Consider the following 13,581-nt stretch of genomic DNA (forward strand, 5'->3'; position numbering starts at 1 on the left):
GCGGTGGTGCCCGTAACCGCCACATCGGCACCATTGGTGAGCTCGGCATCGACGCGCGCCTGGGTGTCGTAAGTGGTGTTGAAGATCGCCGTTGCAGTTGCGAAAGCGAAGGCCAGCGAGACCAACGTTGCGGCGCCTGCGATGCGGTTGCGCTGGCGCGCCAGTGAGGCCGAGATCAACGGCGCCAACGCGCCCGCGCCGGGAACCCAGCCGGCCAGGCGAGCCACGCCACGGCCCAGCGCGAACCGGCCAAGCCGAACCCATAACAGGCCAGCGCCCAGCCACAGGCACAGCGGGGCAAGAAAGGCTTCGTAGCGCACCGAGGTTTGCGCGACGCCCTCGGTTGCCAGCACGATGTGGTAGCCCGTTTGCGCGACGTTCCAGAACACCGCAGCGCCGATCACGAGCAGGATCAGGTCGAGGTAGACGCGTTGCCACAGCGGCGTGCTGCGCGGCGCAAACTCCGAGCGCGACGCGGCCACCGTCGAGCCGGTGGCCTCGCGCCACGACGGCAGCACGAAGGCCGCTATGGCAAGCGCGAATCCGAGCAGCGCTGCCAGCGCGAACGAGGGGGCGGCAAGCGCCGCGTCAGTGACCTGCCACGACAGGCGCACAGTGAACGCAGCAATGGCCAAGCCCAGCAGTACACCGGCGCTGCCCATCGCGGCCGCCTCCCATGCAGCCAGGCGTACGAGCGTTCCGACCGAGGCGCCGCGAATGCGCAGCAGTCCCTGCTCGCGGCGGCGGCGATCGGCGCCCGAGGACGTGACGGCTAGCGTCACGAGCAGCGCGAGCACGACCCCAGGCGCACCGAGAAACAGGAATAGCACCCGCGCATACAGCGCATCGGCGCGCACGCCGTCTAGGCGCGCCGCCAGGTTGTTGGCAATGGCAGCGCTGCCGGCGACATGGGCCTCGACGTTGTTTGCCAAGCCGAGCACCTGCACATACGCGGTGGCCGGATCAGAGGGCAGCGTGGCGTGGTCGAGCCGAATGTGAAGTTGGGTGCGTACCGTGTCGGGTCGCACGCTGCGCTGCGCGTCGAACAGCGTGTGCCACGTGGCCATCGGCATCAACAGCACATTGTCGGGCGGTGCCTGAGGGGCAGTGCCTTTGGGCACGCCGATCGCCTGGAACATCGAATCGGCGTTCGGCAGTGTGACGACGCCAGCGATGCGCACATCCACCGGCGGCACGCCGATACGCAGCACGATGACTGTGTCGCCCACCGTGACATGCAAGTTGGTCGCGGTCTGGGTTGATATCAATACGCCGTCTGCCGTGCCGAGCACGACGCGAACCTGATCCAGGAAGCGCGCGGTGTAGCCAGGTTCCATGCCGACGACCTGACCGGCGCCCGTGGTCTGGGTGGTGTTGCCAGTGGTCGCGCTCAGCCCGGCGCTGTCGGCATACCCAACACTGCTTAGCGCAACCGGCGTTGTCGCCTTGCGGATCGCGTCATTCACGCGCACGTCATCGGCGGCAGGCGTCATCAGTACCTGCCAGTCGACCGGCACGTTGGCGATAGCGCGGCGCGCCATGCTTTGCGCCGACGCGGCCACGAAGGTGCCGAGCGACGCCAGCAAGGCGACGGTCAGGGCAAGGCCGACGATGCTGCCAATGAGGCGACCGGTGCGGCCGACCAGGGTGCTTTTGAGCCACAGGCCGATCATGGCGTCGTCTCCGATGCCGGCAGCGTCAACAGGCCGTGATCCATGCGCCAGACGGTGTGCAGGCGCTGCGCCACGACAGGGTCGTGGGTCGCGACGACGAGGGCCGCGTCGCTGTCGGCGAGCGAATCAAGCAGCGCGTCCATCGCCCGCTGCGCCGTCGGTTGGTCGAGCTGGCCGGTGGGTTCGTCGGCGAGGACGAGGCGTGGTCGCAGCGCGATCGCGCGCGCCAGCCCGACGCGCTGCGCCTGGCCGCCGGAGAGCTCGTCGGGCAGCTTGTCGGCGATGCCGCTGAGGCCAACGCTGGCGAGCGCTGCCAGCGCAGCCTCGCGAGGTGCGGCTGTCTCTCCCAGGAGCCGCAGCGGCACCTCGACGTTTTCGATCGCGCTCAGTGCAGGCAGCAGGCTTGCCGACTGGAACACCATGCCGATGTGGCGCGGGCGCAGCGTGCCAGAGGCTCCGAGCGCGGGCCAGTTCAGCGTGCCGCTGGAGGGCGTGTCGAGGTCGGCGATCAACTGCAACAGCGTCGACTTGCCGCTGCCCGACGCACCGACGATGGCGATGCGGTCGCCGGCACGTATCGTGAATGTGGCGGGACGCAGCGCTTCGAGTGATACATCGCCTTGCTGGAAGCGGCGTGCCACATTGACCGCCGTTACGAAAGTTTCAGACATCGACGATCCTTCCGTCGCGCATGCGCACGACACGGTCGGCGTGCGCGGCAAGCGCCTCGCTGTGGGTGGCGATCAGGATTGCGGTGCCCGCCGCGCGCTGTTCGTCGAAGACCGCGAGCACCAGCGCCTCGGTGGCGGCATCGACCTCGCCGGTCGGCTCGTCAGCCAGCAGCACCTGCGGCGCGGCCGCGAGCGCGACCGCCAGGCCTGCGCGTGCCACTTCACCACCCGATAGTTGTGCCGGTCGCGCCGACGTATGGCCGGTCAGCCCGAGTTGCTCGAACAGGTGCGCGGCGCGGGCACGGTCGGGCTTGCCGGCGATCTGCATTGCTAACGCCATGTTGTCGGCGAGATGCAGCGAAGGGATCAGGTTGTGCGCCTGCATTAGGATGCCGATGCCACTGGCGCGGCGCTGGGCCCGCTGGGCTTCGGGGCGCCGCGTCAGGCGCTCGCCGAGCAGGTCGACATGGCCGCCATCGGGCTCATCCAGGCCCGCCAAGCAGTTGAACAGCGTCGATTTGCCGCTGCCCGATTCGCCCAGTAACGCCACCATCTCGCCGGCCGCCAGATCCAGGCTCACACCGCGCAGGGCGAGTGTTTCCGAGTCTCCGGCGTGGAAGAAACGGTACAACTCGAAGGCCTCGATGCAGACTGTCATTGCCATGTGAAGCTCCCGGCCATCAGCTGCCACTGGTCGACGTTATCGGTGCCAGCGGGCGCCGATAACGTCAACGTCGCAAGCTTGCCGGCCTTCCAGAAGTAGTACTTGGCGGCATCCAGGCGGATCGCCTTGTTGGTCACCGGATTCGGGTCGGAGTTGGCGCCGTAGTGGACGATGAAGGCCGGCCCCGCGGTCAATGCGACTTGCTTGACGCTGGCGACACGGACGGCTTTCGGCGACTTCTCGAGATCGGCAATTTCGTTGGCCTTGAGGCTGGCCATCTTCGGCGCGGCGGCGCGGGGCACGACCACCACCTGCAATGCGTTGTATTTGTCGATGAAGCTGACCGTAGCGGGTCCTTCGCGACGCGCCCAACCCTCGGGCACCTTGATAGAAAAGCCGAGAGGTGACTTGAAGGTGACGAAGGCCTGGTTGTCGGGGATGTCGCCGGGAGGATTCTTTTCCGCGGCGAGCGGCTGTTGCAGTGGAGTAAGTGGCGCGCCGCCGGATTGGGCCAGCGCGAGCGGCGCCGCAGCGCAGGCGCAGGCGACGAGAAACAGGGAAGCAAGGGTGCGGTTCAACATGATGTGCAAAGCTTTCGGATGGTTGCGATTTTTGGATAGTTCACTGGCCAATCAGAAAAAGTGAATCGTCGAAAATTAGGTCTCTTGCAGGCCCCCGCCTGTGCGTTCGCGAACATTGGGGCGCCGCCGAGGCGGTATGTCGTTTTTGACCGTGGACCCCTCGTTGCGAGACGCTCATTCTCTCGGTCCACACGGGCGTTTCAAGCGGACTTGAGAAGCTCTCAATCAAGGTATGCAGGTCCCACAGCGGCGACTGCGCCAACCAGTGTGCGCGTTCAGCACGGGCACCGGCTCCAAGCGGGCAGTACCAGCTATTTCTTGGGTCGAGCAGCAAGTTAAGACCGCTGACTCGCACTTTATTGAGCCCGTTGGGTGTTGATCGGGATGGCGAAGTATTCATAGGGCGATCCGGGATGAGTTGACATGGAAACCCCGCAAGTCTGAACGGCCAAACTTAGCCCAGCCATAGGCCGCTCATTTGGTTACCCATCCCCATTCAATGAGCTTGCCAAAAAGCGAGCAATGAATGGCGATGACGAGGCGGTAGACGGGCTCCATATAAAGCCGCGCTCCAAGTAGCGCCAGCGAGGCACTCAAACCGGCCACCAGCGCCGCGCCCAGCATGTCCAGCGGAAAGTGAACGCCCAAGTAAATGCGTGCCCAGGCCATTGGCAGGCCCAGCAAGATCAGCGTTATGGCCGTCATGCGCTGGCTGCGGTGCATCAGCAAGCTGAACGAAAAAGCCCATAGCCCCGTCAGGTGGTCACTCGGAAACGACGAGTTGGCCGCATGGGAGATGAGGTTGTGGCCCAGGCCCAGCATGAAAGGCCGGGGATGCGGCCACACCAGCGCAATGAACTGGTTGATGAGCAGGCCCGCCAGCATCGACGCGCTGGCTTCGAGCCAGACTTTGCGGCTGTGTTCGCTGCCGCGCAGCCAGCCTGTGGCCAACAGCAGCGGCACTACAAAAATCGCGTATTCGCCGAAAAATTTAGCCAGGGCCAGCATCAGCATGCCAGGGTGCACTGGCGCAGCGAGCCATAAAAAGAGAGTTTGGTTCAGGTGTTCCATATATTGGTGTGGTTGTGCTGCCCCTTCCAGGGCAGCACAACTTACTGGGCAAGTCAGTCTTTTTTGTCGTGGTCGTCGTCGTTCTCGTGGTCGGCTTTGTCTTCGGCGGACGAGATGACCGTGCCCTTGTCGGCATCGACCCTGACATCGAACACCTTGGCGCCACTGACGACTTCGACGTCAAAAACAATGCCGCTTTTGGTGTGCTCAAGCTCGGCACGGGTTGCCCGGCCGTTGGTCTGTTGCTCGGCAGCAGCGACTGCCTGGCTCAGTGAAATTTTCGTGGCCGGCAGGGATGCTGCATCGTTTTCCATACGGGTTGCGGCGTAAGTCGCGATACCGGTGGCAGCCAATACGACGCCTGCAATAGCAATTTTTGTATAGCGAAGCATAGTGATGTCCTTTGAGATAAATAGTCGAATGGGTGAGACTTGAAATTCAGATCAAGGATGGATTCGCAGCTGTTTCGAGAGCCGTGCAACTTCGTTGCTGGTGATGGTGATGGCGCTGCCGTCCATGGCGTAAACGACCTGGCCAACAGGTTTTGACACAGCCCTTCCATATGAACTTTCCAGCGCCATCCTGCCGTCGCTGTACTCGTGCAAGGATGAGCCGTCCTTGAGCGAAACGACCTTTTCAAAGTTACCTTGATTCCAGGAAAATCCAGATGCAGCGGCTAAGGAGGCGGTGGTTTGGGTGCTGGCACTTGCCGCCACCGCAGTAGTGACGAGAATGGTAATAAGTGCGACAGATTTGATGGACTTGAACATGCTGTTTCTCCAGTGAATTGCACGCAGACATTTGCGTGATTTGGAGAATAGGAGTTGAGACTTAGCGCAGACTGAGCCCTTCAAAAAGCACTGGCCGCACTGGCGTAAGCGTCTTTCGCAGCCTGCGCATTGGTCGCAAGGAGGCGGCACAGCGCTTGAGGGCATGGACAAAAACTGCGCTGTCCTGCGAGTCGCGTGGTGCATGCGCTGCGCAAACCAACGGTCAAGCCGGTGCTCGTCCTGGTCGCCTTGACAGAAAATTTGCTGTGGGCTGCCTGATTCGCATAATGCCTGTCGGGGACGGCTGACGAATGGGTGGGCCGGTTGCGGCCCAATGCGGATATTTGCACAGGGAATTTGGATAATAGTTAACGACTGACAGTGGTCCTTCGCCGTTAATGCATCAACAACGGCAGCCGGACCCGAAGAGAGATTTCCCCAAAATCTTGCGGTGGCGGTCCAGCCTCTCGTTGACGGTCAAGCCCGCAGAACATTCCGCAGATGGAGAAGGCCCGGTTACGCCACTGGCACCATGCAGTGACTTGTCCCAGCATGCGGACGTGTACCAGCCTTGTTCCACCCTTGTCCCAGCCAAAAGCTTACGGAGATTTTCCGAGCCAGGTCCTGCAAAGGCACGCGACCGGAGCATGCAAAGTTCGTCTTCGTTGGGCTGGATGCGAACTACAACGCTCACATCGAAAGCAGTCCGGCGCTCCAAAGTGACGGTTGATCTACCGGCGAGTCTTTTGCGCAGGGTGTTAGCGCGGCCTTGGGTGAAGAGGTCACTGTGCAGATAGCCAGGCGCACCGATCTGAACAAGTTTGCAGTCATCCTCAAGCGCTGGGTAGTCGAGCGCTGCTTTGCCTGACGGGTCAAGAACAGGCGGTTTTGTAATAACTGTGAGCGGTTGATCAATACCAGCTTGCAGTTTGTTTAAGCCACTTTCCCGGCTTTATTTCTCGGGAGAGCGTGAACATGTTTTCAAACCCTCTGGCGTGTAAAAAACTAGACCCGAATTGATTGGAGAATTTGCGTGGCACACTGGCCGGCTGAATGCTTAGCGCGTCTTATCACCCAACCAAGGATCACCATGCTGCCGAACAAAGAAGGACAACACGTCCCACAAGCCACTTTCAAAACCCGCAAGAACGACAAATGGGTTGACATCACCAGTGCCGACCTGTTCGATGGCAAGACCGTCGTGGTGTTCTCGCTGCCCGGCGCCTACACGCCGACCTGCTCGTCCACCCACCTGCCGCGCTACAACGAACTGGCCAACACCTTCAAGGCGCATGGCATTGATGACGTGGTGTGCATGTCGGTCAACGACGCCTTCGTGATGAACGAATGGGGCCAGGCGCAGGAAGCGGAAAACCTCACGCTGATTCCCGACGGCAATGGCGAATTCACCGAAGGCATGGGCCTGCTGGTGGACAAGAGCAGCCTCGGATTCGGCAAGCGCTCATGGCGCTACTCGATGCTGGTCAAAAACGGCATCATTGAAAAAATGTTCATCGAGCCGGAAAAGGAAGGCGACCCGTTTGAAGTGTCCGATGCCGACACCATGCTCGCCTACCTCGCTCCGGGCGCCAAGGCACCCGAGCCGATCACGGTGTTCACCAAGCCCGGCTGCCCGTTTTGCGCCAAGGCCAAGTCGCTACTGCGGGAGGCAGGCCTGCGCTTCGAGGAAATCTCGCTGGGCCATGGCATTACGTCGCGCAGCCTGTACGCCGTTTCCGGCGCAGGAACCGCGCCACAGGTGTTCTGCGGCGGTCAGAAAATCGGTGGGTCTGAAGACCTGGAAGCCTGGCTGGCCAAGCGCGGCCAGTAAACCCGACATTCAGGCAAAACGCACGTTCAGGCAAACTTTCGCTGCGCATCGAGCGCCAGACCGGCGCCGATGCTGCCGAACAGGTCGCCTTCAACGCACCGGGCCTGCGGCGTCAGCGCCAGCACCCGTTCGCGCAGCAAGGGAACGCCGCTGGAGCCGCCGGTGAAAAACACCGTGTCGATGCCTGCTGCAGTAATGCCCGCATCGACCAGCAGCCGGGCAACCGTCTGCTCGACAGTGTTCACCAGCCCGTCAATCGACTGGTCCAGTTCTGCCCGGTGCAGGGTCACGGTGTCACCCGCCGAGATTCTTCCGATGTCGATCTGCGCCACATCGGCATCCGACAGGGCAATCTTGGCGCCCTCGACCTGCAGCGCCAGCCAGTGGCCGGCGCGTTCCCTGACCAGGTTTTGCAGCCGTTCCATCTTGGGACGGTCCGCTGCATCGCGGTGCAATTCGGTTATTTGCGCCCAGGCTTTTTTGGTATAGGCCAGGTTGATGGTGTGCCAGGTGGCCAGATTGAAATAATGGCTTGACGGCATTTCGCGCCCGCTTTTCAGCAGGCTGCCCAACCCCAGCATCGGCATCATGCTGGCCAGGCTCAGGGCCTTGTCGAAATCGGTGCCACCAATGTGCACGCCGCTGGTCGCCAGGATGTCGCCCCGCCGCTCGGCTTGCCTGGCACGCTCGGGACCGACCCGAATCAGGGTGAAATCGGACGTTCCGCCGCCAATGTCCACCACCAGCACCAGTTCCTCGCGCGAGATTTGTGACTCGTAGTCAAACGCGGCCGCGATCGGTTCGTACTGAAAGGCAATGTCGCGCAGGCCGGCCCGGCGGGCAATGTCTTCCAGCGTGTCCTGGGCGCGCTGGTCGGCGGCGGCGTCGTCATCGACAAAAAATACCGGCCGGCCCAGCACTGCGCGGTTGAATTCCTGCCCCGCTGCCCCTTCGGCCCGGCGCTTGAGTTCGCCGATGAACTGGGCCAGCAGCGCCCGGAACGGCACGGCGCGTCCCGCCACCTCGGTGTGCTCGTCCATCATCGACGTGCCGAGCAGGCTTTTGAGCGATCGCATCATGCGGCCTTCATGGCCTTCGAGGTAATCGGCCAATGCCGCGCGGCCATAGCTGACATGCGCGTCTTCGGCATGGAAAAAGATCACCGAGGGCAGCGTCAGCTTGCCGTCCTCCAGCGCCAGCAAGGCGCGCTGGCCAGGCCGGCTCCAGCCGGCGGTGGAGTTGGACGTGCCAAAGTCAATGCCGCAGGCGGCCACGGCCGCCGTTTGCTCCAGCGGGGCGCTCATCGCCCGGCCGGCTTGATGAAGCCGCCTTCGGCCCAGGCAACAGCGCTGGTGCGATTCAGCGTGAACGACGGCGCCACACGCACTTCGGCCAGCAGTTCACCGGTGTCATCGTGGGCGCTCAGGACCGCATGCGGATGGTCTTCATCGGGAACAATGTCGAGCGACACCGTGATGCGTGCGGCATTCGCCGTCACCGTGATGCGCTGGTGCAAGGTGGCATGCAGTTGCTGCTCATGCCGGCGCACAAATTCCGAGGCCGTCTTGACCAGGGTGTTGAAGGCATTGACGTCCAGCGGCTTGGGGTTCTTCTTGTCGCGCCCCATGGTCCAGGGACCGATCAGCGCCGGTTCGGGCTCGCCGTCCTTGATCATGGCCACGGCCCAGCCGTCGTCGTCTTCGTTCTTGATGACCCTGGCGGTCCAGCCGTCGCCGCTCCACAGGCGGGGCTCCTGGATTTTGGCGGGGTCGGTTGAAGAACATTCGTCGTCGGAGGCGGGCAGGGTTGGGTGGGGATCAGTCAAGGCGCTTCACTCAGGTCAAAAATCACGCCGCAAAAGGGCATTTACAAAAGGGGTTCGGCATGGGATGCGGATTTTACTGTCGGCCTGAAAGCCGATTCACCTTGTGGCCAGGCTCAAGGTACAGCAAGGATTTTAGCTACTTAATTCATAGCTAACTTCGTACACCAGTCTTGCGGAAATGGCCTATTTGATGCCAGAAACATTGCTTTTAAATCTAAAAGAAGGTGCCAGCCGGATCAAGGGCTTATCTCGAACTGCGCATCACCCATGTAGCGGTGTGGTCCCAGGGCGGCGGTCAGTGCGGCAGCTTCGGCTGCCTGCCACTGGGTGAAGATTTCAAACTCTTCGGGCGACAAGACGTCTTGCGACGGATGTTCGCCGTAGATCGTCACCATCCGGCAATACGCGGCATACACCGGCGCCACCAGGCTGGCGTCGCCCAGCGACGCATCCAGAGCCTTGCGAAAACGCTGCTCTGCGGCCTGCAGCTGCTGCGGGCTGGCGTCTTCGAAGGCATAAAGCCTGAGGGTGTAGCTCATTTTTCTTTCTTCCCGAATTCTTTCACGGTCGCATCCGGGCCCTGGGCGATGGTGATACGCCGGCGCAGGCGGGCCGTCTCTTGCGCATCGCCGCCCTGCTCTGCCCGCTGCAGCTGAACGCCCAGCCAGGCCAGCAGCGGACGCCGCCAGCCCTGGGCGGAGGCGGTGTCGATCGCCAGTGCGATCACCGACGGACTGGCGCGGCCGGTCTGCAGCAACACGCCCGCCGCCAGCAGTTGCGACAGCGGATCAGCAATGCCCGGGACCGCGCCGGCATCCCCTGCCGCTGCAGCGCGCTGGGCTTGCGGCAGCAAGGCGATGGTTTCAGCTTGTACTTGTCCCTGCAGGTAGTCGGCATAGGCGCGCTGGGAGGCTGTCGCATCAGTCCGGAGCGGCTCGAAGCCCGCGCAAGGCTCGAACACCAGGCTGGCCACCCGGCTGGCGCAATGCAGGAGTTCGGCGGTGGCCAGCAGGTCGGGCCGGCCGGTGCGCGACAACTGGCTGCGCGCACGCGCCAGTTCAGCGGCTTCGACGCGGCGGTTGCCTTCCATGTAGGCGGTAACGGAACGCTCCATCGAACCCTTGGCTTCGACTTGCCAGTCCGGCGGCCTGGGTCCGCTGCTGCAAGCGGCCAGGATCAAAACGGTGCTGAGTGCAAATGCCAGCTTCATCGTCACAGGGCAATTTTTCATGGCAGCTTCATTTCTGCATCCCGGGCAAACGGCCATTTGCGGTTGATCTCGCTGACCAGGCCTTCGACTTTGCGCAGGCTGGCCTCGACGTCGCCGCGCAAGGCGCCCAGGTCGTTGGTGGCTTCCCTGGCATTCGACGAGATGGCCTGCGCATTGACCAGGATGGCATCGACCTTTTGAAGGCTGGTGCGCGCCTCGCCCAGCATGGCGTTCAGCTGCCGGGCGGTGGCGCGGGCCTCTAGCAGCACGCCCTTGTCGCCAAACACCTGCGTGTCGGTCTTGGCCGCGATGCCGTCGAGCTTGGCCAGCAGCGCATTGGTGCGGTCCAGCGTGGCAGAAAACTTTTTGGCCTCGGCCTCGCTGCCGAACAGCACCGTCAGTGCGCCGCCGGGTCCGTTGAGCCGTCCGGTCAGGACCTGCAGGTTGGCCAGGCTGGCGCCCACCGAGCCGCTGCTGCCCGTCAGGCTGTTGAGGTTATCGATCAGTTCCTTGGCGGCAGCAATGACCCTGGGAATTTCTGCGCTGGCGTCGCCCTGCAAAACGGTTCGGACCGCATCCTTGGGCAGGGGCGGATCGTTCAGCAATCCGGTATAGGCACGGATATTGGGGCCGCCGACAATGCCCTTGACGAGCGTGAAAACGCTGCTGCTGCGCAGCCAGTGGGCGTCCTTTTGTGCCACATCGACCAGGATGCGCGCCTTGCCGTCTTCGGCCAGTTCGATGCGGCGCACCCGGCCGATCGGGAAGCCGGCAAAGGTCATGTCCATGCCGACCACGACGCCTTCGGAATCCTCGGCCATCAGCACCAGTCGCTGGGTACTTTCAAACGCACCGCGTGCATACAGCACATACAGTGCCGAACCGCAGACCAGCAGCAGCATGAACAGCAGCAGCAGCCGAGCCTTGAATTCCAGGCCGGCCATGTTTTCAGGCGCGATGCTGTCCGGCAGGCGCGCAGGCTGCGCCGGGCTCTGGCCAACAGGCGGCAGCAGCGGCGGGGACGAATCGGAAGGTGAACTCATGAAAAGTGTGTCTCAGGCTCAGTAATAATTGCCAACCAGCGAAGCCACTTCAACGAGCAGCAAAACGGCAAACATGCGAACCAGCCCGCGCATTTCGGCACTGGAGCGGATACTGGACCCGCGCATGCCGTACAGGGCCGAAGCCATCGGAATCAGCGAAACGGCCAGGCAAAAAAATACCGTCTTCAGCACAAAGATCAGCGTGACGGCCGGCGTGAACACCTGGCCGAACAGCCGGGTGTAGCCCGCCAGACCCGACACGACGAATCCGTACACCGCCACATAGGCCACGACCAGCGCCACCACGCAGCTCAGCGCGGCCAGCGTGATGCCGGCAAACATGCCCGCCACCACGCGCGGCAGCACTTCGCGGCGTATCGGCTCAACGCCCTGCCGGCGCATGTCGTCGAGTTCGCCACTGGCCTGCAGGGCGGTGAGTTCGGCACCATCGGGAATCGTGCAGCGCAGCGCAACAAACAGCGCTGCCGTCAAAGGAATCAACTCCAGCACCAGCACACGAATCACCAGTTGCAGCGCATATTGGGACAGGCCATAACTCAGCGCCGTCACCATCACGATGCGGGTGAGCACCACCGTCACCAGCGCACAGAGCAGCGAAAACCCGAGCAGCACCGGCGCCGTGCTGGTGTAGACATGGCGTCCGAGGACCCGCCGGTTTTCGCGGCTGTAGCTGGACGGCGAAAGGGCCAGCACCAGGATCACGGCGCCCAGATGCACCAGCTGCCACCATTCGGTGAACCACTGCCGGGCAGACCGACCCGTCTGGGTCAGGCGGCTGTGCAAGGGCGTGCTTGGAGTCATGCCTGCATGATAACGGGGCGTTCATTCAGCCAAAACGTGAAACTTCCCTGCAGGCGTCACCGGTGTGCGGCACGTCATCGGCCTTGACGCCGCGCTTTCACTTGCCTGGCGCTTCAGGCAGCAGCCGGATGAGCTTGCCATTGCTGCTGTCGGTCAGCACATACAGCAGGCCATCGGGGCCTTGCCGCACGTCTCGGATGCGCTCGCCGACATCGGTCAGCAGCTTGTGCTCGCGAACCACCTTGCCGCCGAAGGGCACCGAGAGTTCGATCCGGTCCAGGTAGGAAAACTTGAGCGACCCGACAAACAGGTTGCCCTGCCAGGCTTTGCCATAACGCTCGCTGGTCAGAAAGGCCATGCCGGACGGTGCAATCGACGGAACCCAGTAATGCAGCGGCTGCTCCATGCCGGACTTGCGGCTCAGGCCTTCGCCGATCTTGCCGCCGCCGTAGTTTTCGCCATAAGTGATCTCCGGCCAGCCGTAGTTCGCGCCCGGCCGGGGCAGGTTGATTTCGTCGCCGCCCTGCGGCCCGTGCTCATGCATCCACAACATGCCATCGGGCGCAAGCGTGGCTCCCTGGGCATTGCGGTGGCCATAGCTCCAGATTTCGGGCAATGCGCCCGCCTTGCCGGCAAAGGGATTGTCGGCAGGCACCGAGCCATCCTTGTTGATGCGCACGATCTTGCCGTGGTGGTTGTCGAGTTTTTGCGCATCCTCCTTGCGTGAAAACCTCTCGCCCAGCGTCAGGAAGAGCTTGCCGTCGGGCTGGCCATTCGCGCCCGGTGCGCGGCTTTCAACAATGCGGCAACCGAAGTGGGCCGAACTGGCAACTTTCGGTTTCTGGCTGAAAAGCACCTTGAGATTTTCCAGCCGCGCGCCGTCATCGCTCAAGCTGGCACTGGCCAGGGCCGTGCTGTTGGCCCGACCGGTGGGGGCAGGCTCCGAATAGCAAAAATACAGGGTGCGGTTGCGGGAAAAGTCACTGTCCAGCGCCACATCGAGCAGGCCGCCCTGCCCGCCCGCCGCTATCTCCGGCAGGCCGGCCACGCTTGCTGACGCCTTCCCATCGGCAGCCAGCAAGCGCAAGCGGCCGGCACGTTCGGTGACCAAAAAGCGTCCGTCAGGCAGGAACGCCAGCGCCCACGGGTTTTGCAGCCCCGATGCGACGATGTCGGCACGAACTTCCTGTGCCTGCGCCCCAGTCGCCAGCAGGCTTGAAACGATGGCAATGGCGGCAGGAAGCACCCGCAAGTTCAAGACTGAAAGCATCTTGTGACCCCTTGAATTTTTTGGATGCTTTTCTGACGTGGGCTGACGGGAATAGTTCAAGACAGTACAGGCATGCAACATGGACTGATTCTGGATGAGCTGGGTCAGGCTTAGCGTATGGACTGCCAGTAGTCTTCAAAAACCCAACAC

Annotated in this window: 15 protein-coding genes and 1 pseudogene; 2 read left to right on the forward strand and 14 right to left on the reverse strand. The window is 62.7% G+C overall.

Features of this window, described 5'->3' with window-relative positions; translation table 11 throughout:
- The 7 genes from GZ092_RS13005 to GZ092_RS13035 form a co-directional block, all read right to left on the reverse strand.
- The coding region (locus tag GZ092_RS13005; protein WP_293636989.1) for an FtsX-like permease family protein at positions 1-1,673 on the reverse strand (1,673 nt) is incomplete at its 3' end.
- Positions 1,670-2,344 carry an ATP-binding cassette domain-containing protein gene (locus tag GZ092_RS13010; protein WP_293636990.1) on the reverse strand — a complete coding sequence of 225 codons (675 nt, stop codon included), beginning with the start codon at positions 2,342-2,344 and terminating at the stop codon, positions 1,670-1,672. The genes GZ092_RS13005 and GZ092_RS13010, both read right to left, overlap by 4 nt.
- The gene (locus GZ092_RS13015) at positions 2,337-3,008 is read right to left on the reverse strand and encodes an ATP-binding cassette domain-containing protein (protein ID WP_293636991.1); all 672 of its coding nucleotides are present in this window, start codon (positions 3,006-3,008) and stop codon (positions 2,337-2,339) included. Before GZ092_RS13015 ends, GZ092_RS13010 begins: the two co-directional genes overlap by 8 nt.
- Positions 2,999-3,589, reverse strand: coding sequence for a hypothetical protein (locus tag GZ092_RS13020; RefSeq protein WP_293636992.1), 591 nt, complete (start codon positions 3,587-3,589; stop codon positions 2,999-3,001). Before GZ092_RS13020 ends, GZ092_RS13015 begins: the two co-directional genes overlap by 10 nt.
- 474 nt (positions 3,590-4,063) lie before the next feature.
- Positions 4,064-4,660 carry an undecaprenyl-diphosphatase gene (locus tag GZ092_RS13025; RefSeq protein WP_293636993.1) on the reverse strand — a complete coding sequence of 199 codons (597 nt, stop codon included), beginning with the start codon at positions 4,658-4,660 and terminating at the stop codon, positions 4,064-4,066.
- 53 nt (positions 4,661-4,713) lie between these two features.
- A complete protein-coding gene (locus GZ092_RS13030; protein WP_293636994.1) occupies positions 4,714-5,052 on the reverse strand; it encodes a PepSY domain-containing protein in 339 nt (112 codons plus the stop codon).
- Positions 5,053-5,103: 51 nt separating this feature from the next.
- Entirely contained in the window at positions 5,104-5,430 is a 327-nt protein-coding gene (locus GZ092_RS13035) for a CopK family periplasmic copper-binding protein (protein ID WP_293636995.1), read from the reverse strand.
- Between the two features lie 745 nt (positions 5,431-6,175).
- On the opposite strand from GZ092_RS13035, the pseudogene GZ092_RS13040 reads away from it, so the two are divergent.
- Positions 6,176-6,367: pseudogene (locus tag GZ092_RS13040) on the forward strand (IS5/IS1182 family transposase); the annotation flags it as partial.
- 153 nt (positions 6,368-6,520) lie between these two features.
- Positions 6,521-7,261, forward strand: coding sequence for a glutathione peroxidase (locus GZ092_RS13045; protein WP_293636997.1), 741 nt, complete (start codon positions 6,521-6,523; stop codon positions 7,259-7,261).
- Between the two features lie 26 nt (positions 7,262-7,287).
- On the opposite strand, the gene GZ092_RS13050 is transcribed toward GZ092_RS13045, so the two are convergent.
- From GZ092_RS13050 to GZ092_RS13080, 7 genes are all read right to left on the reverse strand, one after another.
- Positions 7,288-8,565, reverse strand: coding sequence for an Hsp70 family protein (locus GZ092_RS13050; protein ID WP_293636999.1), 1,278 nt, complete (start codon positions 8,563-8,565; stop codon positions 7,288-7,290).
- Entirely contained in the window at positions 8,562-9,065 is a 504-nt protein-coding gene (locus GZ092_RS13055) for a hypothetical protein (protein ID WP_293637115.1), read from the reverse strand. The genes GZ092_RS13050 and GZ092_RS13055 overlap by 4 nt, the downstream gene beginning before the upstream one ends.
- Positions 9,066-9,322: 257 nt before the next feature.
- Positions 9,323-9,625, reverse strand: a complete 303-nt coding sequence (locus GZ092_RS13060; RefSeq protein WP_293637001.1) for a hypothetical protein — start codon at positions 9,623-9,625, stop codon at positions 9,323-9,325.
- Positions 9,622-10,317 (reverse strand): hypothetical protein, encoded by a 696-nt coding sequence (locus tag GZ092_RS13065; protein ID WP_293637002.1) that lies wholly within the window; start codon positions 10,315-10,317, stop codon positions 9,622-9,624. Before GZ092_RS13065 ends, GZ092_RS13060 begins: the two co-directional genes overlap by 4 nt.
- A complete protein-coding gene (locus tag GZ092_RS13070) occupies positions 10,314-11,339 on the reverse strand; it encodes an MlaD family protein (protein ID WP_293637003.1) in 1,026 nt (341 codons plus the stop codon). The genes GZ092_RS13065 and GZ092_RS13070 overlap by 4 nt, the downstream gene beginning before the upstream one ends.
- Positions 11,340-11,357: 18 nt before the next feature.
- Positions 11,358-12,161, reverse strand: a complete 804-nt coding sequence (locus GZ092_RS13075) for an ABC transporter permease (RefSeq protein WP_293637004.1) — start codon at positions 12,159-12,161, stop codon at positions 11,358-11,360.
- A gap of 97 nt (positions 12,162-12,258) precedes the next feature.
- Positions 12,259-13,431, reverse strand: a complete 1,173-nt coding sequence (locus GZ092_RS13080) for a PQQ-dependent sugar dehydrogenase (protein ID WP_293637005.1) — start codon at positions 13,429-13,431, stop codon at positions 12,259-12,261.
- Positions 13,432-13,581: the final 150 nt, after the last annotated feature.

Source organism: Polaromonas sp., from assembly GCF_010365105.1.
Taxonomy (GTDB): Bacteria; Pseudomonadota; Gammaproteobacteria; order Burkholderiales; family Burkholderiaceae_C; genus Polaromonas.